General features: G+C 70.4%; 23 protein-coding genes. 16 read left to right on the top strand and 7 right to left on the bottom strand.

Going from position 1 to position 26081, the window contains the following annotated elements; all coding sequences use genetic code 11:
* Positions 1-10: 10 nt before the first annotated feature.
* Entirely contained in the window at positions 11-523 is a 513-nt protein-coding gene (locus ACXDC7_RS08035; RefSeq protein ID WP_459222811.1) for a very short patch repair endonuclease, read from the bottom strand.
* A gap of 103 nt (positions 524-626) precedes the next feature.
* Between ACXDC7_RS08035 and dcm the strand changes: the two genes are divergently transcribed.
* Positions 627-1832, top strand: a complete 1206-nt coding sequence (gene dcm, locus ACXDC7_RS08040; RefSeq protein ID WP_459221785.1) for a DNA (cytosine-5-)-methyltransferase — start codon at positions 627-629, stop codon at positions 1830-1832.
* 21 nt (positions 1833-1853) lie between these two features.
* Here the strand turns inward: dcm and ACXDC7_RS08045 are convergent, their stop codons facing one another.
* Together ACXDC7_RS08045 and ACXDC7_RS08050 are read right to left on the bottom strand one after the other, a co-directional pair.
* Positions 1854-3056 (bottom strand): type II restriction endonuclease, encoded by a 1203-nt coding sequence (locus tag ACXDC7_RS08045; protein ID WP_459221786.1) that lies wholly within the window; start codon positions 3054-3056, stop codon positions 1854-1856.
* A 117-nt stretch (positions 3057-3173) separates the two neighbouring features.
* Positions 3174-3692, bottom strand: coding sequence for a TetR family transcriptional regulator (locus tag ACXDC7_RS08050; RefSeq protein WP_459221787.1), 519 nt, complete (start codon positions 3690-3692; stop codon positions 3174-3176).
* Between the two features lie 73 nt (positions 3693-3765).
* Between ACXDC7_RS08050 and ACXDC7_RS08055 the strand changes: the two genes are divergently transcribed.
* Together ACXDC7_RS08055 and ACXDC7_RS08060 are read left to right on the top strand one after the other, a co-directional pair.
* Positions 3766-4173, top strand: a complete 408-nt coding sequence (locus ACXDC7_RS08055) for a DUF5360 family protein (RefSeq protein WP_459222812.1) — start codon at positions 3766-3768, stop codon at positions 4171-4173.
* A gap of 83 nt (positions 4174-4256) precedes the next feature.
* Positions 4257-5036, top strand: coding sequence for a glycoside hydrolase family 16 protein (locus ACXDC7_RS08060; RefSeq protein WP_459221788.1), 780 nt, complete (start codon positions 4257-4259; stop codon positions 5034-5036).
* 9 nt (positions 5037-5045) lie between these two features.
* Here ACXDC7_RS08060 and ACXDC7_RS08065 read toward each other — a convergent pair whose 3' ends face one another.
* Positions 5046-6428: an FAD-binding oxidoreductase gene (locus ACXDC7_RS08065; RefSeq protein ID WP_459221789.1), complete on the bottom strand. Its 1383-nt coding sequence runs from the start codon at positions 6426-6428 to the stop codon at positions 5046-5048.
* A gap of 32 nt (positions 6429-6460) precedes the next feature.
* Positions 6461-6922 (bottom strand): DUF1707 SHOCT-like domain-containing protein, encoded by a 462-nt coding sequence (locus ACXDC7_RS08070; RefSeq protein ID WP_179444021.1) that lies wholly within the window; start codon positions 6920-6922, stop codon positions 6461-6463.
* A 261-nt stretch (positions 6923-7183) separates the two neighbouring features.
* On the opposite strand from ACXDC7_RS08070, the gene ACXDC7_RS08075 reads away from it, so the two are divergent.
* From ACXDC7_RS08075 to leuS, 7 genes are all read left to right on the top strand, one after another.
* Complete coding sequence (locus tag ACXDC7_RS08075; RefSeq protein ID WP_459221790.1) at positions 7184-8317, top strand: peptidoglycan-binding protein; 1134 nt, start codon at positions 7184-7186, stop codon at positions 8315-8317.
* A 126-nt stretch (positions 8318-8443) separates the two neighbouring features.
* Positions 8444-9409 carry a DMT family transporter gene (locus ACXDC7_RS08080; protein WP_179444020.1) on the top strand — a complete coding sequence of 322 codons (966 nt, stop codon included), beginning with the start codon at positions 8444-8446 and terminating at the stop codon, positions 9407-9409.
* On the top strand, positions 9409-10638 hold the full coding sequence (locus ACXDC7_RS08085) for a glycosyltransferase family 4 protein (RefSeq protein ID WP_459221791.1): 1230 nt from the start codon (positions 9409-9411) through the stop codon (positions 10636-10638). The genes ACXDC7_RS08080 and ACXDC7_RS08085 overlap by 1 nt, the downstream gene beginning before the upstream one ends.
* Positions 10635-11798: a glycosyltransferase gene (locus tag ACXDC7_RS08090; protein WP_459221792.1), complete on the top strand. Its 1164-nt coding sequence runs from the start codon at positions 10635-10637 to the stop codon at positions 11796-11798. Before ACXDC7_RS08085 ends, ACXDC7_RS08090 begins: the two co-directional genes overlap by 4 nt.
* Positions 11799-11892: 94 nt before the next feature.
* Positions 11893-12912, top strand: a complete 1020-nt coding sequence (locus ACXDC7_RS08095) for a DUF4192 domain-containing protein (RefSeq protein ID WP_459221793.1) — start codon at positions 11893-11895, stop codon at positions 12910-12912.
* Between the two features lie 9 nt (positions 12913-12921).
* Complete coding sequence (locus tag ACXDC7_RS08100) at positions 12922-13887, top strand: PfkB family carbohydrate kinase (RefSeq protein ID WP_459221794.1); 966 nt, start codon at positions 12922-12924, stop codon at positions 13885-13887.
* A gap of 186 nt (positions 13888-14073) precedes the next feature.
* Positions 14074-16593 (top strand): leucine--tRNA ligase, encoded by a 2520-nt coding sequence (leuS, locus tag ACXDC7_RS08105; RefSeq protein WP_459221795.1) that lies wholly within the window; start codon positions 14074-14076, stop codon positions 16591-16593.
* Between the two features lie 46 nt (positions 16594-16639).
* On the opposite strand, the gene ACXDC7_RS08110 is transcribed toward leuS, so the two are convergent.
* Positions 16640-16981 carry an ArsR/SmtB family transcription factor gene (locus ACXDC7_RS08110; protein WP_179444014.1) on the bottom strand — a complete coding sequence of 114 codons (342 nt, stop codon included), beginning with the start codon at positions 16979-16981 and terminating at the stop codon, positions 16640-16642.
* 58 nt (positions 16982-17039) lie between these two features.
* On the opposite strand from ACXDC7_RS08110, the gene ACXDC7_RS08115 reads away from it, so the two are divergent.
* From ACXDC7_RS08115 to holA, 6 genes are all read left to right on the top strand, one after another.
* Positions 17040-18311 carry an MFS transporter gene (locus tag ACXDC7_RS08115; RefSeq protein WP_459221796.1) on the top strand — a complete coding sequence of 424 codons (1272 nt, stop codon included), beginning with the start codon at positions 17040-17042 and terminating at the stop codon, positions 18309-18311.
* A gap of 32 nt (positions 18312-18343) precedes the next feature.
* On the top strand, positions 18344-18838 hold the full coding sequence (locus tag ACXDC7_RS08120) for a hypothetical protein (RefSeq protein WP_459221797.1): 495 nt from the start codon (positions 18344-18346) through the stop codon (positions 18836-18838).
* A gap of 127 nt (positions 18839-18965) precedes the next feature.
* The gene (locus tag ACXDC7_RS08125) at positions 18966-20018 is read left to right on the top strand and encodes a helix-hairpin-helix domain-containing protein (protein WP_459221798.1); all 1053 of its coding nucleotides are present in this window, start codon (positions 18966-18968) and stop codon (positions 20016-20018) included.
* The gene (locus ACXDC7_RS08130; protein WP_459221799.1) at positions 20015-22456 is read left to right on the top strand and encodes a ComEC/Rec2 family competence protein; all 2442 of its coding nucleotides are present in this window, start codon (positions 20015-20017) and stop codon (positions 22454-22456) included. The genes ACXDC7_RS08125 and ACXDC7_RS08130 overlap by 4 nt, the downstream gene beginning before the upstream one ends.
* Positions 22457-22556: 100 nt before the next feature.
* Positions 22557-23603, top strand: a complete 1047-nt coding sequence (locus ACXDC7_RS08135) for an NAD(P)-dependent alcohol dehydrogenase (protein ID WP_459221800.1) — start codon at positions 22557-22559, stop codon at positions 23601-23603.
* Between the two features lie 115 nt (positions 23604-23718).
* Entirely contained in the window at positions 23719-24678 is a 960-nt protein-coding gene (holA, locus tag ACXDC7_RS08140) for a DNA polymerase III subunit delta (protein ID WP_459221801.1), read from the top strand.
* Positions 24679-24703: 25 nt separating this feature from the next.
* On the opposite strand, the gene ACXDC7_RS08145 is transcribed toward holA, so the two are convergent.
* Positions 24704-26017, bottom strand: a complete 1314-nt coding sequence (locus tag ACXDC7_RS08145; RefSeq protein WP_459221802.1) for an exo-beta-N-acetylmuramidase NamZ family protein — start codon at positions 26015-26017, stop codon at positions 24704-24706.
* Between the last annotated feature and the right edge of the window lie 64 nt (positions 26018-26081).

The raw sequence follows: 26081 nt of genomic DNA on the forward strand, positions 1-26081 counted from the left end.
TCTGTGCAAGTCATCTGCAGCGATCCAAGAAGGCTTCCACACGGTCTGCCGTCTCGGGCGCCGAGTCGTGCTCCCATGTGCGAAGCACGGTCCAGCCGATGTTGCGAAGGGCACGGATGGTGTCTTCGTCGCGATCGCGGTTCACTGCAACCTTGGCAAGCCACCATGCGCGATTGTGTCTGGGTGGAACGAAGTGCTCCGGACAGCCGTGCCAGAAGCACCCGTCAACGAACACAGCGATACGAGCACGCGGAAACGCTATGTCGATGCGCCTCCGAGGGTTTCCAGGAACTGGATACTGCACCCGAAAGCGTCTACCCCGCCGGTGAAGCTCGCTGCGAAGCGCCAACTCAGGTTTCGTACCCTCTCGAACTTGACTGCTGAACCGCGACCGGACCGACGGGCTGACTGGAGGCAGTGGCGCCGCCATCGCCCGTGCGACCTCGGCGCGGAGATCCCCGTTCATCGCCAACACAGTCACCACCCTGGCATGGTGCACTCTGGGGTGTCCGACGGCGAACATATGTTCGACCGACACGCCGCGACGACTACCGCCGATGGGGATGCGATGCGGACACAATGTCCGCAGGTCATCCCCACGGGACCGAGAGAGGACTACCACGACGATGTCGGACGAGTTAGAGATCTTGATAACGCGACTTGGCTCCTTGGCGGCTGTCGCCGACGCACTGGGCAAGAGCGAACGTCAGGTACGCCGGTGGCAGGCTGGCGACACCGCGGAGCCAAGTTGGGTTCGCTCGCGGTGTGCGCAACTCCTCACGCCCCGGGTTGGGGCGCCCGACGAGAGATTCACCTTCATTGATCTGTTTGCTGGAATCGGCGGGACCCGCTTGGGCTTTGAGGGTGCGGGTGGAAAGTGTGTCTTCACTTCTGAGTGGGACAGATTTGCCCAGCAAACCTATCAAGCAAATTTCGGCGTGCAGTTAGGGCATCGCTATGCGGGCAATATAACGGATGTTCACGCCAACGACGTACCAGATCACGACGTTTTGGTTGGAGGATTTCCGTGCCAGCCGTTCAGTATCGCTGGAGTCTCAAAAAAGAACTCACTTGGGCGCCTCCACGGGTTCTCAGATGCAACTCAAGGTACGCTCTTTTTCGATGTCTTGCGACTACTCAAAGAGAAGCGACCGGCGGCTTTCGTTCTGGAGAATGTAAAGAATCTGAAATCGCATGACCGCGGGCGCACATTCGAGGTCATTCGAAGATCTCTTCAGGATGAGCTCGGGTACGAGTTCCATTATCGAGTTATCGATTCAAGGCCATGGGTACCCCAAGCCCGGCGCCGGATCTTCATGGTAGGATTTCGCGAGCCCACCAAGTTTTCGTTTGATGACGTCGAGATGCCCTCAACCGAGCCGACGATGTCAAGCGTTCTTCATCCAGAAGACGGGTCAGAGATTGCTTGCCCGCCGTATACTAATGATGACGGTGTGGTCGCCGCCAAGTACACACTGACGTCGCACCTATGGACTTATCTACAGGGATACGCTATAAAGCACCGTACTGCAGGAAACGGTTTTGGGTATGGGGTGGTAGATCGGAACAGTGTGGCTCGAACACTCTCAGCCAGGTATTATAAGGACGGATCGGAGATACTGGTCGCGCAAGGTCCGCGCAAGCGACCGCGACGTCTTACTCCGCGAGAATGCGCGCGCCTCATGGGTTTTGATGACAGTTTCGCTATCCCAGTAAGCGATACCCAAGCATACAAGCAATTCGGGAATAGCGTCGTTGTCCCGTTGGTTACGGCGGTGGCTCATGCCGTCAGGCCGCACGTCGAGCGCATCGTGGCGCCTGCAGCCGCCTAGGCTGCGAGCCCGAGGACAGGGTCAAGATTGATTGCGAAGCGCATGGCCCAAGAGGTCCTCCACGTCCCAGAGCCAGTCTTGTTGCTCGTCGGTGTATCCAGTGTGTAGCGGTCGTGGAACGACCAGCTGCACGCCGCGGTGGCGCATCTCGTCTGTTTGATGCGTCGTGACCGACGGTTGGATCGTGAGCAAAAATCTGCGCTCAACCCGCTGAGCTTCCGCGAGAACTTGGCGCCAACGATCCTTGACGCTGGTCTTCACGCCAAGAACAGTGAGTCGCTCGACTGGGAAGTCATCGTCACCGTAATGAGACGACCCCGGCAATATGAAGTCTGGTCGAGAACGCCCTTCCGTGACTGGCTGCCGGCTGTACTGCGCGCCACGCAGCTCGAACATGGCCTGAACGTGATTTTCCAGAGAATGTCCCGCGCGAGATTTCCGGCGATTTATAACAGTAAGTGCCGCGCTGACGAATTCGTCAACGGAAACAGTGTCGTCATTGACGAAGCCCTGACGCAGGCGTTCTTGTATCAAGTGGTGCTCCAGGGCGCGAAACAGTCGTTCTTCTTGGTCGAGCCACGCCTTGAGCAGATCATCGGAACTTGAATTGCTGTCTTGCGTGATCAGCCGTGCGACTTCTGAGAACCTCGACGTGGAGGGAAAGTCTGTGATGTCTATGTGCTTAGACAATTCCGTCAATGCGTCAGGAGCGTCGATCTCAGGTTCAGCGACCCCGAGAACGTCAAGAATCATGCGCTCAACCAGGCCGCTCGCACTGCCCTCAGTCATTGAATTGCCGACCGCTTTTTCGCCGACAAGTTCGACGTCGAACAGCCACGAAAGCTGGCCGATGAACTCAGACCCCGCCGCCACGTACACTATCAAGAGTTCGCGGGAAATGGTCAGAATGATAAAGCAGGCGTCGCCAGCACGCACTCCCGCTGTCAATTGTACGTGCGTGGGATAATATAGCCGATACTCTGTGCGTGTTGGGTGGTTTTGCCTGGAGTCGTACCAAGTGGTGGTGCCAAATTCTATTTCTTGGTCCTCGTCGGCGTCAAGATAGACGAACTTGGTGGCAAAGGTCTGACGTTCAGGTCCGAGCAACGATATCATGGATAGCCCACCGTTGAACTCGTGCTGATTCGAACGGTTCGGATCCGTTTCCACGGCAGTCAGTCGTTTTGCAACGACACCGACAATCGTGTCACTCAAGCGCGCCATGGGTCGCCTCCGGTTGGCCTGTGGCGGATCGTTGGCTGGATCTTAACCAACCTGCTTGCTGTCGCGGGGCGTTGGACGGTCCTGATGCCAGGCTTCGTCGGCGCTGGGATCAGGTCGTCAACGGCTCCCGAACAGCGCCCGGAGTTCCCCGATCACTCGTTTGCGGGCGGCGCCGCGGGCGGGAGCAAGATCAAGTGTGTCGGCGAGCCAGAGGCCGTCGACGGCGAACCGGATCGTGGCCGCCACCTCCGCGGGTACGCCGTCGCGGTCCAACCGGTCCTGCCACGCCCGGTAGCGCTCCCGCAGCGAGTCCAGCGCCCGCGGGTTGACCACCGTCGCCGCGAGCAGCGCGATCACCGGCTGCCCCGCCGGACCGCTGGTGCGCTCCGCCGACCGCAGGTACGCCTCGGTCGCCGCCCCCGGCTCCTCGCCGGCCCGGTTGATCAACTCGTCGAACGTCGCCACATAGCGCGCGATGAGACCGTCGATCAACAGCTCCTTCGACGCGAAGTGATAGAACAGCCCGCCCTTGCTCACCCCCGCCTCGCGCGCCACCGCCGCGATCGTCACCGCGTCCCCGCCGTCGCGGACCAGGATCCGCCCGGCCGCGTCGAGGATCCGGTCCCGAGAAGTCACCCGGGGACTGTACCGGGCGTCCGGGATGTGGTTTCGGACAATACCGGACGTCCGGTACAGTGAGATCGTGATCATGCAGCACCAGCCGCGCCGCCTGCCGGCAGCCCGCAAGGCCCTTCTCGTCGTCACCGATCTCGGTCTGCTCGCCTACTGGGCCCTGACCGCCCTCGGCGTGATCTCCGTCGGCGAGGGGGCCTGGCTCAAGGCCTGGAACTGGTCGTTCTTCCCGCTCGACGCCCTGGCGATCGCCGCCGGCCTGGTCTGGTCACTGCTGCCCGGGGGCCACCGCTGGTCGGTGCCCGCCTACGTCACCGCGCTCGCCCTCACCCATGCCGCCGGGCTGATGGCGCTCAGCTTCTTTGCGCTGTGGGGGAGCTGGGACGCCTCCTGGTGGGCGGTCAATCTCTGGCTCGCGCTGCTGCCGGTCGCCCTCGCGCTGGCTTCCGGTCTCGTCGCGTGCAAGACCCCGAACTGGGCCTGATGTGGTACGCGGGGTTATGGTGGCGTACCGGGGATGACGAGACGGCCGACGATCGGCCGCACCGAACGCCGGAAGGACAACGCATGCGACGGCTGGGCCGCGGGCTTGCGCTCGCCGTGCTGGGCAGCACCGCACTGTTGTGCACCCCGGTGCCGGCCCAGGCCGCACCCCCGACCGGCACCTGGCAGCTCGAACTGGCCGACGAGTTCAACGGCACCGCCCTCGACACCAACATCTGGAACGTCGCCGAGCAGGGCGACCACAGCGCCGACCAGGTCACCGTCGCCGGCGGGGCGCTGCTGCTGTCTGCCCGCGAGGACGGCGGCTGGTCCACCGGCGCCGTCAGCACCGGCGGCGCCGACCAGGGGGTCGCGCTCGCCCCCGGCAGCTACCTGGAGACCCGCCTGCGGGTGCCGAAGGGAGCGGCGTACCGCCCCGCCGTCCGGCTCACCCCGGCCGAACCGGACGACGCACCCGACCGGGACACCACGACGATCACGGCCCTGGAGGTGACGGGTACGCCAACCGCGGCGCGGCTCGGCCTGCGCACCCCGGACGGCCCGTGTACCGACGCCGGAGCCGCCGCCTGCACCGCGACGCTGCCGACCCCACCCGAACTACTCGCCGAGGGCGACCACACCATCGGCCTGGCGTGGCGCGACGACCGGCTCGACTACTACGTCGACGGCGACCTCGTGCTCAGCCTCACCGAGCAGATTCCCACCGGGCCGCTGGTGCTCGACCTGGCTCTCGATGTCGACCCGGGCGCCGGCTCGTCGATCGACGACGAGGCCAGCCTGCGGGTCGACTACGTCCGGATCTACCGGGCCGCCGACCCCGCGCACGTCCAGATCTCGGCCTGAGGGCGTACCTCAGAAACCAGCACCGGGATTCAGAATCCCGTCCGGGTCCAGCGCACTCTTGATCTTGTGGGTGAGCGCCATCACGTCGGGCCCGAGCTGCTGGGCCAGCGGGCCGCGCTTGAGTCGGCCGATGCCGTGCTCACCGGTGATCGTTCCGCCGAGACCGATCGCCAGGCCCATCACCTCGTCGAAGGCCCGCGCCGCGCGCGCCTCGGCGTCGGCATCGGTGCCGTCGTAGACCACGATCGGATGGGTATTGCCGTCGCCCGCGTGCGCGACGGTGGGGATCTCCACCTCGTGCCGCTCCGCGATCTGCTCGATGCCCTCCAGCAACTCGGGCAGCCGGGGGATCGGCACGCCGACATCCTCCAGCATCAGCGAACCCTTGCGTTCCACGGCGGGGAAAGCCGCCCGCCGCGAGGCGAGGAACAGCTCGCCCTCGTCGGCGTCGGTGGTCACGAAGGTCTCCTTCGCCCCCGCGGTCCGAAACGCCTCCTCCATGATCGAGATCTCCGCGCCACAGGCCTCGCCGGGCGCATCCGACTGCGCGATCAGCATCGCCCCCGCATCCCGATCCAGGCCCATCGGCTGGTAGTCCTCCACGCAGCCGATCGACCGGGCATCCATCAGCTCCATCATCGACGGGCGCAGCGTCGCTCCGACCTCCACGACGGCCCGGGCCGCCGCGCTCACGGTGGGGAAGTAGCCGACCAGTGTCGCCGCCGGCGGCTTGGCGGGGATCAGCCGCAGGATGGCCCGGGTGACGATGCCGAGCGTGCCCTCGCTGCCCACGAACAGCTTCGTCAGCGACAGCCCGGCCACGTCCTTGATCCGCTGGCCGCCGAGCCGCACGAGCGTACCGTCGGCCAGCACCACATCGAGACCGAGCACGTAGTCGGTCGTCACGCCGTACTTCACACAGCACAGCCCGCCCGCATTCGTCGCGACATTGCCGCCGATCGAGCAGATCTCGAACGAGCTGGGGTCGGGCGGGTACCACAGCCCGTGCTCGGCGGCCGCGGCCTTGACCTCGGCATTCAGGGCGCCGGGTTCGACGACGGCGGTACGCGTGGCGAGGTCGATCTCGATGCTCCGCATCCGATCCAGGCTCAGCAGCAGGCAGCCCTCGACGGCACACGATCCGCCGGACAGCCCGCTCCCGGCGCCGCGCGGCACGATCGGGATCCGATGCGCCGCGGCCCAACGGACGGCGGCCTGGACGCCCTCGGCGCTCGCCGGGCGGGCGACCGCCAGCGGCTTGCCGGCCAGGCGGCTGCGGGTCCAGTCCCAGCGGTAGTTGTCGATCAGCCCCGGATCGGTCACGACCGCGTCCGCGCCGATCTGGGAGATCAGCTCGGCAACCGTCGCCGACACGTCCTCGTGTTGCGCCATTGCGTCAGCGTACCGACCGGGCGGGGTGGGGCTCAGGCGATCCGCCGCCGCGCCAACAGCCAGCCGATCGAGCCACCGCCGATGGCGGCGAGGAAACCGCCGATGAGCGCGAACACCGCGATCGGCGGCGCGATCAGCACCGAGCCCGCGACCATCAGGAAACAGGTCAGCGTGCAGGCCGCCGCGATCACTCCGGCCGCGACCGTCGCATCGCCGTAGCCGCGACCGACCGGCGCCCGGCCGGCGGCCGGCGTGCGGGGCCCGGGCCGGGGGAGGTCGTGGAACAACGCATACAGCTCGGCCGCGCGCTGTGCGCGCGCGGCCGATTCGATCCGCTCGGACAGCTCGCCCTCGGTGAGCCGGCCGGCGGCGAAGTGGACGGCCAGTTCGTCGCAGGCGGCGGAGCGTTCGGCATCGCCGATCCTCAGATCGGGGGTCGGCATCGCGAGAGGTGCGGGCGGGAGGGGCGCGGCCGCCGGATATGAGATCGCCATGCCGCCATTGAAGGCGCCGACGCCGTGCCCGGCCACGGTCTCGGGCCGATCGCAGACCCTCGGCGGCGAAGGCCAGACCACGGTCGCACGCGCCCGGGACACGGGCCGGACGGCGGTGGCGTAGCAGATTGTTTCCGAATCGAGACCAAGTTCTGCCCGCCCACGGGAACTCCCCACTCGTCGCGGGACTCGTTTCTGCCATAGATTGACTCCCGTTGTCCCGACGCTCCGGGCCCCCCGCCCGGCAAGGAGAAGGTTCGTATGTCCCGACGAGTCCCCGCTCTGATGGCCACTGCCGCGATCGGCGCCCTGCTGTTCGGTGCCTGCGCGGCACCGGCCGACGAGGCGCGCCAGACCGCGGTGGTCGCGCCCGCGCCGACAACGAGCGCACCCGAGACCCCCTCGGCCAGCCCCACGCCCGACAACACCCCGAGTCCTACGCCGACCAAGGATCCCGCGCTGTTCTCCCGCGGCGCCAAGGGTGACAAGGTCAAGGACCTGCAGGCCCGGCTGAAGCAGATCGGCTGGCTCGAGGGCAAGGTCACCGGCGAGTACGACGAGACCACCGAGAACGCGGTCAAGGGTTTCCAGGCCAAGCGCGAACTCGAGCAGACCGGTGAGGTCGACGCGAAGACGCTCGAGGCGCTGAACTCGATGACCCGCAAGCCGACCGACGACGAGCTGAACAACCGGATCACCCCGGGCCCGACCCTGCTGGAGTCCGGCGACTCCGGCGACAAGGTCAAGGACCTGCAGGCGCGGTTGAAGCAGCTCGAGTGGTTCTCCGGCGATGTGACCGGCAACTACGGCTCGCAGACCGCCGCGGCGGTGAAGGGCTTCCAGGAAAAGCGCGCGTTGCCGCAGACCGGCAAGGTCGACCAGCGCACGCTGGACCGCCTGCACGACATGACGCGCAAGCCGACCAGCGACGAGCTGAACAACGTGAAGCCGAAGACCGACGAGAAGAAGGACAAGTCCGACAAGTCGGGCACGTCGGGATCGGACTCCTCGGCCAAGGCCAAGGGCCTCGACCCGCGCTGCATGACCGGCCGTGTGATGTGTGTGTCGAAGAAGTCGAATCGCCTGTGGTGGGTGATCGACGGACGCGCAGTCATCTCCTTCGACGTCCGCTTCGGCACCGATGAGACCCCGACCCGCGAGGGCACGTTCTACGTGGACCGCAAGTCCAAGAACCACGTCTCGAACATGTACTTCACCCCGATGCCGTACGCCATGTTCTTCAGCCGCGGCCAGGCGGTGCACTACTCGGCCGACTTCGCGGCCCGCGGCTACAACGGTGGCTCGCACGGCTGCGTGAACGTCCGGGACAAGGGCAAGATCGCCAAGCTCTACTCCCAGGTGCGGATCGGCGACAAGGTCGTCGTCTACGGCTGATCATCCGACCCGGCTCGGCTCCGACCAGGGGCCGAGCCGAGTCGTTCCCTGGGGCAGATCCTCCGGGTCGGATCCGGGTTCGCAGGACGACTACGTCGACGCCGCGCTGCACTACGCTGACAGCGTTTGCAGACCGCTGAGCGGGACCCGGCCGTGGGCTGTGGATCCGATTCCTGGCCGAGGAGAGTCACCCTGAGCATCGCCATCGCCATCGGACTGGTCGTCATCGCGTCGTTCTGCTTCGCCGGCGGCGCGATCCTGCAGCACATGGCGATCAGCGCCGACCAGACCGCCGGCGCCAAGCAGGAGATGAGCCTGCGCCAGATCCTCGGCCTGTTGCGCAAGCCGCGCTGGGTGCTGGGTCTGGCACTGGTCGGCTTCGGCGCCGCGCTGCACCTGATCGCGCTGACCCAGGCCCCCGTCACCGTCATCCAGCCGGTCGGCATCCTCGCCGTGCCCTGGTCGGTGCTCGTCGCCTCGAAGATCTACGGCTATCGCACCACCCCGGCGGTCTGGCTCGCGGTCGGCGCGACGGTGGTCGGCATCGTCGGCTTCACCATGTTGTCCACCCGCTATTCCGACGATCACCGCGCCACCATCGACTTCGGCCACATGATCATCGCGATCGCCGTCTGCTACGGCATCGGCTTCGCCCTGGTCGGGCTGAGCCGGGTGATCCCGGAGGTCTTCCGCTCCTTCGCCCTCGCTGCCGGCGGCGCGGTGCTCTACGGGCTGGCGTCGGCGCTGATGAAGTCGATGTTCGTCTTCCTCGGGCGCGGGGAGCACTTTCTCTCGCCGGGGGTGGTCGTGTCGTTCGTCGGCATCATCGCGACCTATGTGATCGGCGGTTGGATGATCCAGCAGGGGTACGCCCTGGGCCACCCCGAGATCGTCGTCGGGGCCCTGACCACCATCGACCCGCTGGTCGCGGTGATCTACGGGCTGTTCGTGCTGAACGAGGGCGTCGGCATCACGCCGCTGGTGGTCGTCGGCATGACCGTCGCCGGGGCTCTCGCCACCGCGGGCGTGGCCGGCCTGTCGAGGTATCACCCGGAGGCCCGCCAGCGCGCGGAGGCGAGCGGGCCCGCCTGATGCCGCAGCAACGCCCGCCGCGCGTCGCAGTGGTCAGCGACTACACGCTGGCGACGCTGGGCGGCGCCGAGAACGCCTTTCACGAGCAGGTCGGCACCCTCGCCCGCAGCACCGAGGTGTTGGCGATCTGCCCGCCGAGCGAGCGGCTCGCCGCCCTCGGCCGGCAACCCCGCGTCACCGCGCTCGGCGTACCCGTCGCCTTCGTCGCGCCCGGCCTCGGCTTCCCGGTCGCCCGGAACACGGCGCGGTTGCGGGCCATGTTCCGGCGAGCCTTCGCCGCCGCCGGGACCGAGGTGGTGCACGTGCACTCCGAGTTCGGCGTGGCCGCAGCGGCGATCGCCGCCGCGCGCCAGCTCGGCCTGCCCGCGGTGCAGACGATCCACACCTTCTTCTGGCAGACCCAGGCACCGATCCAGCGGCTGCTGGCCCTCGGCGGGCCGCCGTTCCACCGCTGGCTCACCGGGCTCGCCGACCCCGGGGCCCGGCTCGCCGACCGGCCCGGCGATTCCGCCCTGCGCAACATGAGCCTCGCCGTCGGCCTGGCCGCCGACCGGGTCGTCTCGCCCTCGGCGCACCAGGCCGCGGCCCTGCGAGCGGCGGGACTGGAGCGCGTCGACGTCGTGCCCAATGCCGTCTCTCCGAACGCCGCGGCCCGGCCCGTGCGCAGCATCGACGGACCGCTGCGGGTGCTGTGGATCGGCCGTTTCGCCGACGAGAAGCGCGTCCTGCCGTTCCTGCGCTCCGCGCTGCGCGCGCTGGAGGCCGTCGGCCCGGAGCGGCTGCACATCGACCTGCTGGGCACCGGACCGCAGTACGACCGGGCGCGCCGGCTGGTCGGCGCCGCCCCCGGCATCACCCTGCACGGCCGCGTCCCGCACGCCGACATCCCCGACTGGCTGGCCCGCAGCCACGTGAGTGCGCTCAGCTCCATCGGCTGGGACAATCAGCCGATGACCGTCGCCGAGTCGATCATGGCCCTGCGCGGAGTGATCTGGGCCGACCCCGCGCTCACCGAAGGCCTGGACCGCGCCGGCATCCCCGCCTTCGGCCACGACGAGGGGGTGCTGGCCCGCCGGCTCGCCGACCTGGCCCGCGACCCCGCGCCCGTGCTCGCCGCCTCGGCAGCGGCCGTGCAGGCGCGCGAACTGTTCGGCGCCGACGAGTTCACCCGAGCCGTGCTGGGCGTGTATGCCCGGGCCGGCGTACCCACGACCGGAAAGCAGCCATGAGGGTCCTGATCGGCACCGACACCTACCCGCCCACCGTGAACGGCGCGGCGCAGTTCTCCCAGCGGCTCGCCCGCGGGCTGGCCGCGCGCGGACACGAGGTGCATGTGGCCTGCCCGTCGCCGACCGGGCCACCGGAGCGGGTGGTCGGCGCGGACGGCGTCGTGGTGCACCGGATGCGGTCGATCACCTACCCGCTCTACGACACCTTCCGGGTCTGCCTGCCCGGGACGGTACGCCGCTCCGCGCGCCAGGTGATGGACGCGGTCTCGCCCGATGTGGTGCACACCCAGGACCACTTCCTGCTCGGCCGCGCGCTGATGACCATCGCCGGCGCCCGCGGGATCGGCATCGTCGCCACCAATCACCTGATGCCGCAGAACTTCTTCGATCATGTGCCGTGCCCGGTGCCGCTGCGCGGCCCGGCGTCGCGGGTGCTGTGGTGGGATCTGGCGCGGATCTACCGCAAGGCCGGTGCCGTGACCTCGCCGACGCCGCGGGCGGTCGAGCTGTTGGACCGCTCGACCGGCGTCGGTGCGATCGCGGTGTCCAACGGGATCGACATCGCCCCCTATCTGGCCGCCGCCGAGCGGGCAGAGCACGATCCGACCCCGGTGATCTTGTTCGTCGGCCGGCTGGACCAGGAGAAGCGGGTCGACGACCTGCTGCGCGCGATGGCCCGGTTGCCCGAGGACCTGCCGGGCCGACTGGAGGTGGTCGGCGACGGCTCGCACCGCGACAGTTGGCGCGCGCTCGCGGGGCGGCTCGGCCTTGGTCCCGACCGGGTCGTCTTCCGTGGGTTCCTGCCCGACGAGGCGCTGCTCGCCGCCTACGGGCGCGCCGATGTGTTCGCGATGCCCGGCGTCGCGGAGCTGCAGAGCCTCGCGACCCTGGAGGCGATGGCTGCCGGGCTGCCGGTGGTGGCCGCCGATGCGATGGCGCTGCCGCACCTGGTGCACCACGGAGACAACGGCTACCTGTTCACGCCGGGCAACGCCGCGGAGCTGGCCGGGCGCCTGGAGTCGCTGCTGCGCGATGCCGAGTTGCGGGCCACGATGGGCAAGAACAGCCGCGAGATCGTGGCCGCACACAGCTTCGAGCAGACCCTCGACACCTTCGAAGACCTCTACCGGCAGGTCGGCCGGGCGGCGCGCACCGCCTGAGCGCGAGGCTTTCCACAGGCGGGTTTTCCGCCGGAGTTCTCCACAGATCCGGCCGCGGGCGACAGTTCGGGGCGGCTCACGGCAACTGTCTGGCATGAACTCGGACGGCCCGAACTCGGGCGACATCGACTCGGGCGACATCGACTCGGGCGATCCCGGCGCCGCTGGCCATCGGATGCGCATCGGAGACCGCGGCGATCTCGTCGCGGCCGTGCCCTACCTGCTGGGCTTCCACCCGGCGGAGTCGCTGGTCCTGGTCGCGCTGCGGGGGACCCGGCTGGTGGTCACCGCGCGCGTCGACCTGCCCGATCCCGAACGGGCCGGCGAGCTCGTCGCCCGGGCCGCGCAGATCCTCGACACCCAGCGCTGTGACGGCGTGCTGCTGCTCGCCTTCAGCGACGACGAGGACTACCCGGTGGGCTATCTGCTGGCGAGGCTGGCGCAGGCGCTGGCAGGGGTGGTGGTCGATGCGCTCGTGGTCCGGCACGCGGCGTGGTGTTCGGTGTTCGAGCCGGACGGCGCGACGGAGGCCGTCGATGCCGCCAGCCCGAAGGTGGCGGAGGCGGTGGTCGCCGGCCTGCGGGCGCTGCCGAGCCGGGAGGGGCTGGCAGACCTGGCCCGGCACGGCGACGACACGCTCGCCGAGTCCTGTACCGAGGCGATGCTGGCGCTGATCCGGTCCGATCCCGACGACGACGAGCTCGACGCCCGCACGGCGGAGCTGCTGGATGCGGGGCTTGCCGGCCCGCTCGGCGAGGAGGCGGTGGCCGAGCTGGCCGTGCTCGCCGGCACCGGTGCCGGGCAGGCGGCGGCGCTGGGCCGGTTGACCCGCGACCGGGCGTCCGACCTGGTCGGGTTCTGGTCGTCCGTGGTGCGGCGTACCCCCCAGCCCTGGGCGGCTGGCCCGTTGGCGCTGCTCGGAATGGCCGCCTGGGTGAGCGGCGACGGGGCGCTGCAACTGATCTGCGCCGAGCGGGCACTGGCGATCGACGAGACCGAGCCGCTGGCCCACGACCTGCTCGACCTCAACGCCGCGATGGTGCCCCCGTCGGCCTGGGACCCCGCGCGCGCCCGTGGCCCGCTGTCCGTGCCCGACCCCGACGAGCCGGGGTAGCGTACGCGGGTGGACATCGGACGGTTCGTGGTGTGCGGCGAGGCATTGATCGATCTGCTGCCGGCGGGGGGTACGCCGGATGCCTGGTTCTCCACCACCTGGCAGGCCACCTCGGCCGGCGGCCCGATGACCACCGCGATCGCGCTGCGGCTGCTCGACCAGCGGGCCAGCTATCTGGGGCGGTTGTCCCGCGACGCGTTCGGCCAGCAACTGCGCCAGCACCTGGTCGAGAACTGGGTCGACCTCGACCTCGCCGTCTCCACCCCCGAGCCGACCTCGCTGGCGGTGGTCAGCCTCGACGAGCAGGGCCGGGCCAGCTACACTTTCCACTTCCACGACACCGCCAACTTCGCCTGGCGGCCCGAGGAGCTGCCGGCGCTCGAGCCCACCGACTGGCTGCACACAGGCACGCTGGCGGCCGTGGTCGAGCCCGGCGCCTCGGTGCTGCTCGACTGGGCACGCGGCCTGCCGGGCGGGATCTCGGTCGACGTGAACGTGCGGTCCAGCCTGATCGACGACCCGGCCGAGTACTGGCGCCGGATCCGGCCGTGGCTGCAGATCGTCGGCGAGCGCGCCCGGGCGGGTGCCGGCGGCATGGTGAAGGCCAGCGACGACGACATCCGGTTCCTGGCCCGAGGTTCTGGCGCGGCCGGCGACCCCGAGGAGCTGATGCGCGGCTGGGTCGCCGAGTTCGGCCTCGACCTGGGCCTGTTGACCCTCGGCCCGGACGGTGCCGTCGCCGTCTCCGCGACCGACGCGGTTCGCGTACCCGGGCGCAAGGTCGAGCTGGTCGACACGATCTCCGCGGGCGACACCTTCATGGCCGGGTTCCTGTCCGCCCATGCCGCGGACCCCGCCGACCTCACCGGTGCCCTGGAGCGCGCCGTGGCAGCCTCGGCGCTCGTGGTGACCCGGGTCGGGGCCCAGCCGCCGACGCTGGCGGAGGTGTTGGAGTTCCAGCGCGCGGGGGCCTGAGCGCACCGGGAAGCGCCGGTGGCGGGGCGGGGTTAGAATCGCGGCATGGAACGCACCCTGCTCCTTACCGGGCCGCGCTGAGGCGACCGACCAGGCGCGGCGGCCCCTCGTGCGCGGGGGGCTTTGTCGTGTCCGGGCGCGCACGCCCGGGCAGGGGATCCACCGGAGCAGGCTGAGGAAGGACGCATGACCAACGAACAGGCCACGCGCGAGGTCGACGAGCCGCGCGGCGGCGAGGTGGAGCGGCGCGGCTACGACGCGGCGGCGGCGCAGGAGCGCTGGCAGCGCTACTGGGCCGAGCACGACACCTTCGCCGCGCGCGATGACGACTCCGCCGAGCGCCGCTACATCCTCGACATGTTCCCCTATCCGTCGGGCGACCTGCACATGGGCCATGCCGAGGCCTTCGCGATGGGCGACGTGATCGCGCGCTATCTGCGGCTGCGCGGCTACGACGTGTTGCACCCGATCGGCTGGGACTCCTTCGGCCTGCCGGCCGAGAACGCCGCGATCAAGCGCAACGCGCATCCGGCCGAGTGGACCTATGCCAACATCGAGACCCAGGCCAACTCCTTCCACCGCTACGGCCTGAGCCTGGACTGGTCGCGCCGACTGCACACCTCCGACCCGGAGTACTACCGCTGGACCCAGTGGCTGTTCCTGCGCTTCTTCGAGCGTGGCCTGGCCTATCGGAAGGCGAGCCCGGTCAACTGGTGTCCGGTCGACAAGACCGTGCTGGCGAACGAGCAGGTGATCGACGGGCACTGCGAACGCTGCGGCGCGCTGGTCACCAAGCGCAACCTCACGCAGTGGTACTTCAAGATCACCGACTATGTGGAGGACCTGCTGGCCGGCCTGGACGAGCTGTCCGGTCACTGGCCCGAGCGGGTGCTGACCATGCAGCGCAACTGGATCGGCAAGTCCGTCGGTGCCTGGGTCGACTTCGCCGTGCCCGGCCGCGACGAGCCGATCCGGGTGTTCACCACCCGGCCGGACACCCTCTACGGGACCACCTTCCTGGTGCTGGCGCCGGAGTCGGCGCTGGCGACCGAGCTGGTCACCGATGATCATCGCGAGGCGTTCGAGGCGTACCTCGAGCAGACCAAGCAGGCCAGCGAGATCGAGCGACAGTCGACCGAGCGGGAGAAGACCGGCGTCTTCACCGGCCGGTACGCGACGAACCCGGCGACGGGGGAGGAGATCCCGATCTGGGTGGCCGACTACGTGCTCGCCGACTACGGCAGCGGCGCCGTGATGGCCGTGCCCGCCCATGATCAGCGCGACCTGGACTTCGCCCGCGCCTTCGGGCTCGACGTGCGGATGGTCGTCGACACCGGCGAGGACGACCCGGCGAGCAGCGGCATCGCAACCACCGGCGACGGCGCCTATGTGCACTCCGGCGTGCTGGACGGGCTGACCGACAAGCAGTCCGGCGTCGCGACGATCATCGAGCGGCTGACCGCGGACGGCACCGGCGAGGCCGCGACCACCTACCGGCTGCGCGACTGGCTGTTGAGTCGGCAGCGGTTCTGGGGCTGTCCGATCCCGATCATCCACTGCCCGGAGCACGGCGAGGTTCCGGTGCCCGATGATCAACTTCCCGTCGAACTGCCCGACCTGCGGGGGCAGGACCTGGCCCCGCGCGGCGGGACCGACGGGCAGGGCCCGCTGGCCGCGGCGACGGACTGGGTGAACACCACCTGCCCGATCTGCGGCGGCCCCGCGAAGCGCGACACCGACACGATGGACACCTTCGTCGACTCGTCGTGGTACTTCTTCCGCTACACCTCGCCCGGATACGACCGGGGCCCGTTCGATCCCGAGGCGGTGCGGCGCTGGATGCCGGTCTTCCAGTACGTGGGCGGCGTCGAGCACGCGATCTTGCACCTGCTCTACATGCGCTTCTTCACCCGGGTCCTGCACGACATGGGGATGGTCGATTTCACCGAGCCGATGCAGCGGCTGCTCAACCAGGGCCAGGTGATCAACCAGGGCAAGTCGATGAGCAAGTCGCTCGGCAACGGGGTCGATCTGGGCGAGCAGATCGACCGGTTCGGTGTCGATGCCGTCCGGCTGACGGTGGTCTTCGCCGGTCCCCCGGAGGACGACATCGACTGGGCCGACGTGTCGCCGGCCGGCTCGCTGAAGTTCCTGCAGCGGGCGTACCGGCTGGCCCAGGATGTGACCAGCCCCGTCGGCGCCGATCCGGCGACCGGCGACGTGGCGCTGCGGCGGGTGACGCACGGGACGATCGCCCAGGTGACCGAGCTGATCGAGGGGCAGCGGTTCAATGTCGCGATCGCCCGGATCATGGAGCTGGTCAACGCGGCGCGCAAGGCGCTGGATGCCGGCGGTGGCGACGATCCGGCGGTACGCGAGGCGGCCGAGACCGTGACGATCATGCTGAGCCTGGTCGCCCCGTATGTCACCGAGGAGATGTGGGAACTGCTCGGGCACGAGCCGTCGGTGGCGAATGCGAACTGGCCGGTGGCCGATCCCGCGCTGCTGGTGCAGGAATCCGTCACCTGCGTGGTGCAGGTGAAGGGGAAGGTACGCGCGAAGCTCGAGGTCGCCCCGGACATCTCCGACGGCGAGCTGGAGTCCCTCGCGCTGGCCGATCCGAACGTGCAGCGGGCCCTGGCTGGCGCGGAGATCGCCAAGATCATCGTCCGGGCCCCGAAGCTGGTCAGCATCGTCCCGGCCTGAGCTGGCCGTTGCCCGAGGCGTTGTCGGCGCTGGGCAACCGTCGCGCCTATTTGGCGATGCTGTCGCGGCCTTGTCGGATGACGATGTCGAGGAGACCGGGGAAGCGATCGTCGAGGTCGGTACGCCGGAGCCGGTTCAGTCGCCTGGTCCCCTCGTCGCGCTGGTGGATCACTCCCGCTTCGCGGAGGGTCTTGAAGTGACCGCTCTGGGTCGACTTGCTGACGGACAGCGCGAAGGTTGTGCAGGCCAGTTCGCCGTCGGGTTCGACATCGGCGAGTCGTGTGACGATGGCCAATCGGACCGGATCGCTGAGCGCTGCCATCACGGTGGTGAACTCCAACTCGTCAGCGGCCGGGTGCACGAGTTTGGTTGCGGTCCTGCTCGCCATGACTGCCACCCTACCGCACATGTTCGGCGGGTACGAACATGTGCTATGTTCGCAAACCATGAACATGGTACGCGGCGGCAGCACCGACGACATCGGCGCGCCGGACCGGGCTCAGCCTCCCGGCTCGGCGGCATCACATGTCGGCATCCGGCGGGCAGGAGGAGCCAGCCGGTGGAGGTTCTGGGCGACGGCGTATGCGTTGCTGATCCTGCTCACGGGAACCAATCTGCCCACCCCGCTGTACCGGAGCTACGAAGCGTCGTTCGGGTTCTCCCCGTTCGTCCTCACGCTGGTCTTCGCCGTCTATGTCGCGGCTCTCATCCCGTCCCTGCTCGTGGCCGGACCGCTCTCCGATGTGATCGGGCGACGACGGGTCCTGTTGCCGGCCCTTGTCCTGGCAGCCCTGGGCGCGCTGGGGTTCGCGCTGGCCAGCAGCACCGGCTGGCTGTTCGCCGCGCGGATCCTCCAGGGTCTCTCGGTAGGTGCGGCGTCCGGCGCACTGACCGCGGCCCTCAGTGAACTCGAGCCCACCGGCAACCGTCGCAGGGCGGCGGTGATCACCACGGTGGCCTCGGTCGGCGGACTCGGCCTGGGACCAGTCCTCGCCGGACTGATCGCCGAGTACGCACCGGCTCCGACCGTGGCCCCGTTCGTCGTCGAGATCGTGCTCCTCATCCCTGCTGCCATTGCCGTCGCGCAGCTGCCCGCGACCCACCAGACGGCGCGGTGGCGTCCTCGCCGACCGCAGATTCCGGCCGCGATGCGGACCGTGTTCATGACCAGCGGGAGCGCCAACTTCCTTGCCTTCGCCGTCATCGGACTGTTTCTCGCCCTCATCCCGACATACACCGCCACACTGACCGGAAGCACGAACCTGCTCCTCGGCGGCGGGACATCCGCGCTCATGCTGGCCACCTCCGTCGTCGTCCAACTCCTCAGCTACGGACGGCCACCACGCCGCCTGCAGCTCGCCGGACTGCCGATCCTCGCGGTGGGGCTGGGCCTCGTCGTGCTGGTCGGGGCCACGGGTTCGCTCGCACTCCTGCTGACGGCCACCGTCATCGCCGGAGTCGGCCACGGGCTGGTGTTCCTCGGCGGTCTCACCGCGGTGAACAGCAACGCCCCTTCGACCAAACACGCCGAGGTGGTGTCGAGCTTCTACGTCATCGTCTATGCCGGCGTCGGCTTGCCCGTGCTCGGTGTGGGCCTCCTCGCCACCGTCCTCGATCTGACCACGGCCATGACCTGGTTCGCCGGAACCGTGGCCGTCTTGTGCCTGCTCGTGCTCGTCGCGCTCGTGCGTACCGACCGCGTAGCCCTTGGCGAGTAGCCCGCGACATCCTCCACACTTGGGAAGGCCCGATGGATACCACTGACTTCGACGCCGTCTACAGCGATCTGCTGAGGGTCGCCGAATCGATCCGGGACACGGCGAACCACCCGGTGCCGGCGCGAGACGACATTGACTGGACGCTGAGTCACATCGCGCTCAGCGATTCGCTCCTCGTCGAAGCGGCTCGCGACATCCGTCACGGTCGCGATGCGGTCGTCGACAACCGGGGCGCGATGAACGAGACCGCGATCACCGAGCTCATCGCCTCCACCACTCACCAACAGCGCGTCGCCATGGTGAGCGACCACGCCCGGGAGCTGCGCGACGCGCTCGACGCGATCCCCGAGCAAGCGGCCGAACGTCCGGTGCTCCTCCGCGTGTTCGATCGTGCGGGCGATGCGCTTCCGGAGCAGCACATGGCCTGGCAGGACCTGGTCACGCTCCGCATCACCACCCACATCCCTGGCCACACCGCCCGGATCAGGACGTACGCAGCGGCCGACGACACGAGGCGCGATGCATGAGAACGCGCCGCTGGATCGCCGGGCCGACCTCGTCCCGGAGTTGTCCACAGCGCCCGGCCCGGCCGAAATTGTCCACAGATCGGCCCGCGGGTGACAATCCGTGGGCCCGCGAGCCAACTGTCTGGACATGGCACGCGATGGGGATGGTTCGGCGGTCGGGGGAGCCCCGCTCACCGATCATGTGCGGCGGCGGCTGGATGACCTGATCGCCCGCGAATCGGGACCCGACGCCCCGCCGTCGGACGATGGTCCCGACGGGCCGCCGACCGAGATCATCGACCCCGTCGACGACGCGCCCGGCCCCGACTGGCTGGCCGAGCTCGCGGCGCGACGCCGGGTTGGCGCCCTCGCGGTGCCGGCCGATCGCCCCCGGGGCGTCGCCCGCCGCGCGGGGGAGCCGGCGGCGAGTCCGGGCGAGCGGGCCATCGCGACCCGAGCGAGTGAGCCGCCCGGTGCCGGGCGCGGGCTGCCGGGGCGGGGTGCGTTCGCACGCATGGGCTTCGGACGCCTGCACGTGTTCGCTCTTGCCGCGCTGGCCGGCGTCGGGCTGCTGGTTGCCGGGTTCACCGTGCTCAGTGCGCGCGCGGTCCCGGTGCCGGAGGCGCCCCCCGTGACGGCCGAACCGCTGGGCGAGCAACGTGGCGGCGAGCAGCAGTCCGCGGGTGCGCCCGTGGAGCCGGAGTCGGCACCTGCCGACGGTGCCACGACCGGGCCGACGATCACGACCGAGCCGATGATCATGGTGCACGTCGTGGGTGCGGTGCAGAAACCGGGGATCGTCGAGCTGCCGGCGGGCTCGCGGGTGAACGACGCGATCGAGGCCGCCGGCGGCCTCTCCGACAAGGCCGATCCGGGCGAGCTCAACCTCGCTCAGGTGCTGAACGACGGCGAGCAGGTGGTCGTCGGCACCGACCGTGATCCGGCCGGCGAAGTGCGCGGGGCAGGCGCAGCGTCTTCGAGCGGTGAAGCCTTGGGCGGGTCGTCCGGCCCGCTCGTCAACCTCAACTCCGCGACCAGCGACCAGCTCGAAACCCTGCCGGGGGTCGGGCCGAAGACGGCGGAGAAGATCATCGCCTGGCGGGAGGAGAACGGCGGCTTCTCCGCGCCCGAGGACCTGCAGGCGGTGCCGGGCATCGGCCCGAAGACCTTTGCGGAGCTGGCGCCGCTGATCACGACGTGACCGGGTTGCCCGGGGTCGCGCGGTTCGCACGGGGCGGAGCGGAGCTGGTCCGGCGCCGGGTGGGCGCCGCCGCCCGACGGGAGCCGCCGGGTGCCCGGGGCGGCGACGAGGCGGCGGCCGCCGGTGATCATCGATTGGTGCTGCCGGCGCTCGCGGTCTGGGGCGGGGTCCTCGCCATCGTGCAGGCGGGCCCGGTGGGTGCGCTCGGCGCGGCGGTCGGCGCCGCCGTGCTGATCATGGTCGGCGTCCGATTGCGTCGCCGGGCGGCGACCGCGGCCGGGGTGTTGGTCGTGATCATCTGTGCCGCGGCCCTGCTGCGGGTCGCGGCGACCGAGGCCTCGCCGGCGCGCGCGCTGGCCCGCGACGAGGCAGGCGGTCGGGTGGTCGTGGTGATCACCTCCGATGCGCGCTACTTCGCGGCGAAGGGCGCGCGGCCGGCGTTCGCGGTGCGGTACGCCCAGCTCCGGGAGCTGCGCGCCCGGGGACAGACCTGGCGGCTCGACCAGACGATCGCGCTGACCGGCATCGGGCCGGTCGCCGAGGCGCTGCGCGGGCCCATCGTGGGGACGACGCTGGAGGCCCGCGCCGGCCTGCGGCTGCCCGACCCGGGCGAGCGGGCCGTCGTCACGGCGCGGCTGCGCGCGCCGCCGGTGACGATCGCCCCGGCAGGTGCGCTCGACCGGCGGGTCGAGGCGGTTCGCGCCGGGCTGCGGGCATCGGTCGCCGGGCATCCCGAGGAGCGCCGCGGCCTGGTGCCGGCGCTGGTCGTCGGCGATGTCTCCGGCGTGCCCGAGCGGCTGGGCGAGGACTTCCGGACCACGGCGCTCACCCATCTGACCGCCGTCAGCGGCGCCAATCTCACCCTGATGCTCGCGTTCGTGTTGTTCGTGGCCCGCTGGGTCGGCGTGCGCGGCTGGTGGCTGCGGGTGATCGGGCTCGGCGGGGTGGTCGGATTCGTGCTGTTGTGCCGCACGGAACCGAGCGTGCTGCGGGCTGCGGCGATGGGTCTGGTCGGGCTCGCCGGCCTCGGCCTGACCGCCGGGCTGCGCCGCGGGATGCGGCCGCTGTGCGCCGCAGTGCTGGGCCTGTTGCTCGTCGATCCGTGGCTCGCCGCCGAGATCGGGTTCGCGCTGTCGGTGTTCGCGACGGGCGGCATCGTCTGGTGCGCCGGTGGCTGGGCCGACCGGCTGGCGGGCTGGCTGCCGCGGCCCCTGGCCGAGGCGCTTGCCGTGCCGCTGGCCGCCCAGGTCGCGACTCAGCCCGTGGTCACCGCGATCTCCGGGCAGGTCAGCATCGTCGGGCTGCTCGCCAACGCGCTGGCCGGCCCGCTCGTCGGGCCCGCCACCGTGGCCGGTTTCGCGGCCGCGGCGCTCTCGCAGGTGCACCCCTGGCCCGCGGCCGCCGCGGGCTTCGTGGCGGCATGGTGCGCGCAGGGGATCATCGCGATCGGCACCGCCGGCGCCGCGCTGCCAGGTGCGGCGATGGCGTGGCCGGCGGATCCGTTCGCCGTCGCCGTGCTCGGCCTCGGCTGCCTGCTCTGGGCGGCGGTGCTGCCGGCAATCCTCGCCCGTCGGCTGGCCTGCCTGCTGCTGGGCATCGTGCTGATCACGATCATGCTGCGCGGGCCTGTCCAGCCCGGCTGGCCACCCCCGGGCTGGCGGCTCGTGGCCTGCGACGTCGGGCAGGGCGACGGGCTCGCCATCCGGGCCGGTCCCGCCGCCGCCGTCGTCGTGGACGCGGGCCCCGAGCCGGAGCCGATCGCCCGGTGTCTTGATCAACTCGGCATCACCGACGTGCCCCTGCTGATCCTGAGCCACGGCCACGCCGATCATGTCGGGGGACTGCCGGGCGTGCTGGAGCGCCGGCGGATGGGCACCGTCCTGGTCTCGTCGGCCTCCACCGGGTCGGCGGGCGCAGCGGCCCTCGCCGGCCGGGCCGGGGCGACGGTCGTCGCGGCAGGCGCCGGTCAGGCGTACCGGGTCGGCGAAGCCGAGGTCGAAGTGCTCGCCCCGTGCGCGGCGCCGGCGAGGGCCCGCGCCTCGCCGGCGACCGGAAAGGACGGCGAATCGGCGGCGGAGAACGACGCCGGTCTGCTGGTCCGGGTGCGCTCGGGCGGTGTGTCGGTGCTGCTGTCCGGCGACCTCGAACCCGCCGGCCAGGCCGCGGCGCTGCGTTGCGCGACCGACCTTCGCGCCGCCGTGCTCAAGGTGCCGCACCACGGCTCGTCGCGACAGGACGAGCGCTTCCTGGCCGCGACCGGCGCACGGATCGCGATCGCCAGCGCGGGCGCCGACAACGACTACGGACACCCGTCCCCGCGCACGCTGGGCGTTCTCGGTGCACTCGGGATGACCGTCGCCCGCACCGACACCCAGGGTGCCGCCGCGGTCGCCGTCGTCGACGGTCACCCACGGCTCTTCGTCCAGCGCCGGGCGTGACCCGGGACGAGGGACGATTCCGTCACCGATCGGCCGGGGGAGCCCCGGAACCGGGGGTGAGGTCGATACCGTCGACCTCACCGACGAAAGCGAGCCGACGATGTCCACCACCGCCCCCGAGATCCCCGATCGCATGCGCGCCAATGTGCTGACCGGCAAACGGAGCATGGAGATGCAGGAGCGGCCGGTGCCCACCCCGGGCCCGGGCGAGGTGTTGATCAAGGTCCGCACGGTCGGCGTGTGCGGGTCCGATGTGCACTACTACACCGACGGCCGGATCGGCGACATGATCGTCGACGGCCCGCTCGTCCTCGGCCACGAGGTGTCAGGCGTGATCGCGGCCGTCGGTCCCGGTGTCGATGAGGGCCGCGTGGGGGAGCGGGTCGCGATCGAACCGCAGCGCCCGTGCCGGGTCTGCCGCGCGTGCACGACCGGGCATCTGAACCTGTGCCCGGAGATGAAGTTCTACGCCACGCCGCCGATCGACGGCGCCTTCGCCGAGTACGTCACCGCTCCCGCCGAGTTCGCCTTCGCCGTGCCCGACACGCTCAGCGATGCCGCGGCGGCGCTGCTCGAACCGCTGTCGGTCGGGCTGTGGGCCTGCCGCAAGGCCGGGATCGGGCCCGGCGACCGGGTGCTGATCACCGGCGCCGGGCCGATCGGGGCCCTGGCGGCCGTCGCGGCCCGCAGCTACGGCGCCGCCGAGGTGATCGTGACCGACCCGGTCGCCTCGCGCCGCGAACGGATCGCGGCGTTCGGCGCCACGGCGACCCACGATCCCGCCGCGGCCGATTTCGCACCCGAGACGCTCGCCGTGGATGCCTTCATCGAGTGCTCCGGCGCGACCCCGGCGATGCTTGCCGGGCTGCGGGCCCTGCGGCGCGGCGGAACCGCCGTGATGGTCGGCATGGGAGCGGACGAGATGACCCTGCCGGTCCAGCTCATCGCCCGCAACGAGCTCGTGCTGACCGGCATCTTCCGCTATGTCGACACCTGGCCGACCGCCATCGCGATCGCCGGACAACCCGACGTCGACCTGGACGCGCTGGTCACCGCCGAATTCCCGCTCGAGGACGCCGAGTCGGCCCTGAACGCCGACGCGGACCCGCTGAGCATGAAGTCGTGCGTGGTGGTCTCGCGCGGCTGATCACACTGCCGAGCAGCGCCGCAGGTTGTCCTGGGCGAGGTCGGTCGTGAGCGAGGTCGGCCGTGAGCGAGGTCAGCCACGAGCGATGTCGGCCCGGACTGGCATGCTTGCGCCCATGGCCTCACCGTTCGGACGGACCCTGCTGGTCACGGGGCCGGAGTCGCTGATCGCCGACCGGCACGTGGCCGAGCGGGTGGCCGCCGCACGCGCCGAGACGGCAGAGGCCGAACACAACGACCTGTCGGCGACCGAGCTGGATGCGGGCAGCCTCGCCGAGATCACCGGCGGCTCGCTGTTCGCCGCCCGCACCATCGCCGTGATCCGCGAGCTGGGCGCCCTACCCGCCGACCTCGCCGACGCGGTCCTCGCGCTCGCCGGCGACACGCCCGCCGACCTCGCCCTGGTGCTGGTCCATCCGGGAGGCCAGCGGGGCAAGGGCCTGCTCGACAAGCTGCGCAAGATCAGGTCCGTCGAGACCGCCGACAGCCCGCAGGTGAAGCCGTGGGAGCTGCCGCGCTTCGTCACCGCGGAGGTACGCCGACACCATGCCCGGGCCGATCCCTCCGTCGCCCAGTTGCTGGTCGACTCCGTCGGGCACGACCTGCGCGCGCTCGCCGCCGCCGTCGACCAGCTCGTCGCCGACTCCGAGGACTCGGTGATCGACGAGCGGCTGGTCCGGCGCTACTTCTCCGGGCGCGCCGAGGCGACCAGCTTCGCCATCGCCGATCTCGCGCTGGCCGGCGAGACCGCCCGTGCGCTGGAGCACCTGCGCTGGGCGCTCGCCACCGGGGTGCCGGCGGTGTTGATCACCAGCGCGCTCGCCTCCGGGCTGCGCGGCCTCGGGAAACTCTCCGGAGCGCGGGGGAGCGGGATGCGCGAGGGCGACCTGGCGCGCGAGGTGGGCGTACCCCCGTGGAAGCTGAAGACCATGCGCAACCAGCTCCGCGGCTGGGACGATCGCCGCCTGGCGCGCGCGATCGCCACCGTCGCAATCGCCGATGCCGACGTCAAGGGCGCGGCGGACAATGCCGACTACGCCCTCGAGCGCGCCGTCCTGGCGATCGCCGCCCGTTGACCCGCGATCGCCCGCTGACCCGCGATCAGCGCGGGTAGAGCAGATAGCGCTGCCGGCGTCGGTCGAACTCGGTGAGCTCCCGGCGCCAGCGGGCGATCAGCGCCGCCGGCGCAGCGCCCCGCTCGAACTGCTCGCGGAACCGCGACGACCCGGTCAGCAGGTCGATCCAGCGGCCCTTCTGCCCGCCGCCGGCCTCGGCGCGCCAGTCGAAGTCGGCGTACAGATCTCGCGCGGCGCACAGCATCGTCACCGCGACCGCGATCGCGTCCACCCGCCGCGGCTCGGTCAGATGCACCTGGACGCCCGCGCACACCGTGCCGGCGTGCTTGGAGAAGGTCGGGTTGAAATACGCCTCGCGGAACCGCACGCCGGCGAGCCCAGCATCGTTCAGCCGCGCATTCCACCGGTGGTCCATGAACGGCGCCCCGATCAGCTCGAACGGCCGGGTCGTCCCGCGGCCCTCCGAGAGATTGACCGCCTCGAACAGGCCGGTCCCGGGATACAACAACGCGGTGTCCGGGGTCGGCATGTTCGGGCTCGGCAACACCCAGGTCAGCCCGGTCTCGGCGTAGAGCTGGTCGGGCTGCCAACCCTCGACCTTGATCACGTCCAGCGCGGGCAGCCGGCGCCCGGCCTTGCCGGCGACGAACTCCCCGTCGAAGAACCGCGCCAGCTCGCCGACCGTCATCCCGTGCTGCTGCACGATCCGGTCCTGCCCGACGCCGGAGGTGAAACCGTCGACCAGGAGCGGGCCGCGGGCGGTGCCGCCGACCGGATTGGGCCGGTCCAGGATCACGAAGCGCAAGCCGGCCCGGGCGGCGGCGATCATCGCGTGGTACATGGTCCAGATGTAGGTGTAGAACCTCGCGCCGACGTCCTGGATGTCGAAGACGACGGTCTCCACGTCCGCCTCGGCGAACAGGGCCTCGAACTTCGCGTCGTTCGCGCCGTAGGCGTCATAGACCGTGACGCCGGTGCGCTCGTCGACATAGGTGTCCTCGGACTCGCCCGCCTGGGCGCTGCCGCGGAAGCCGTGTTCGGGGCCGAAGACGCCGCCGATCTCGACCTTCCCCGAGCTGGCCATCACGTCGACGATGCTGGCCAGGCTGTCGCTCAGCACACCGGTCGGGTTGGTGATGATGCCGATCCGCTGGCCGGCGAAGGCCGACCAGTTCGCGGCGGCGGCGACATCGGCGCCGGTGCGTACGCTGCCCGCAGCGCCGGCACGGGTCGGCCCGCCCAGGCCGCCCGAGGCGGCGAGCCCGGCGGCACCCGCCGCTGCGGCGGCGCCCAGCAACACGCCCCGGCGCCCGATCGACGGCAGTTCTGGCTCGGTCACGACTGACTCCCTCGTCCGTGGTGGCTGCCTCCGACCCTAGGCGAGCCCGGCGCGGCTCGGGCGC

This window comes from Naumannella huperziae (assembly GCF_054073625.1).

What these genes read in the sequence shown, in the direction of transcription:
- ACXDC7_RS08035 (WP_459222811.1), bottom strand. Translation starts at nt 523, where the DNA reads ATGTTCGCCGTCGGACACCCCAGAGTGCACCATGCCAGGGTGGTGACT.
- dcm (WP_459221785.1), top strand. Translation starts at nt 627, where the DNA reads ATGTCGGACGAGTTAGAGATCTTGATAACGCGACTTGGCTCCTTGGCG.
- ACXDC7_RS08045 (WP_459221786.1), bottom strand. Translation starts at nt 3,056, where the DNA reads ATGGCGCGCTTGAGTGACACGATTGTCGGTGTCGTTGCAAAACGACTG.
- ACXDC7_RS08055 (WP_459222812.1), top strand. Translation starts at nt 3,766, where the DNA reads ATGCAGCACCAGCCGCGCCGCCTGCCGGCAGCCCGCAAGGCCCTTCTC.
- ACXDC7_RS08060 (WP_459221788.1), top strand. Translation starts at nt 4,257, where the DNA reads ATGCGACGGCTGGGCCGCGGGCTTGCGCTCGCCGTGCTGGGCAGCACC.
- ACXDC7_RS08065 (WP_459221789.1), bottom strand. Translation starts at nt 6,428, where the DNA reads ATGGCGCAACACGAGGACGTGTCGGCGACGGTTGCCGAGCTGATCTCC.
- ACXDC7_RS08070 (WP_179444021.1), bottom strand. Translation starts at nt 6,922, where the DNA reads ATGGCGATCTCATATCCGGCGGCCGCGCCCCTCCCGCCCGCACCTCTC.
- ACXDC7_RS08075 (WP_459221790.1), top strand. Translation starts at nt 7,184, where the DNA reads ATGTCCCGACGAGTCCCCGCTCTGATGGCCACTGCCGCGATCGGCGCC.
- ACXDC7_RS08085 (WP_459221791.1), top strand. Translation starts at nt 9,409, where the DNA reads ATGCCGCAGCAACGCCCGCCGCGCGTCGCAGTGGTCAGCGACTACACG.
- ACXDC7_RS08090 (WP_459221792.1), top strand. Translation starts at nt 10,635, where the DNA reads ATGAGGGTCCTGATCGGCACCGACACCTACCCGCCCACCGTGAACGGC.
- ACXDC7_RS08095 (WP_459221793.1), top strand. Translation starts at nt 11,893, where the DNA reads ATGAACTCGGACGGCCCGAACTCGGGCGACATCGACTCGGGCGACATC.
- leuS (WP_459221795.1), top strand. Translation starts at nt 14,074, where the DNA reads ATGACCAACGAACAGGCCACGCGCGAGGTCGACGAGCCGCGCGGCGGC.
- ACXDC7_RS08110 (WP_179444014.1), bottom strand. Translation starts at nt 16,981, where the DNA reads ATGGCGAGCAGGACCGCAACCAAACTCGTGCACCCGGCCGCTGACGAG.
- ACXDC7_RS08115 (WP_459221796.1), top strand. Translation starts at nt 17,040, where the DNA reads ATGAACATGGTACGCGGCGGCAGCACCGACGACATCGGCGCGCCGGAC.
- ACXDC7_RS08120 (WP_459221797.1), top strand. Translation starts at nt 18,344, where the DNA reads ATGGATACCACTGACTTCGACGCCGTCTACAGCGATCTGCTGAGGGTC.
- ACXDC7_RS08125 (WP_459221798.1), top strand. Translation starts at nt 18,966, where the DNA reads ATGGCACGCGATGGGGATGGTTCGGCGGTCGGGGGAGCCCCGCTCACC.
- ACXDC7_RS08135 (WP_459221800.1), top strand. Translation starts at nt 22,557, where the DNA reads ATGTCCACCACCGCCCCCGAGATCCCCGATCGCATGCGCGCCAATGTG.
- holA (WP_459221801.1), top strand. Translation starts at nt 23,719, where the DNA reads ATGGCCTCACCGTTCGGACGGACCCTGCTGGTCACGGGGCCGGAGTCG.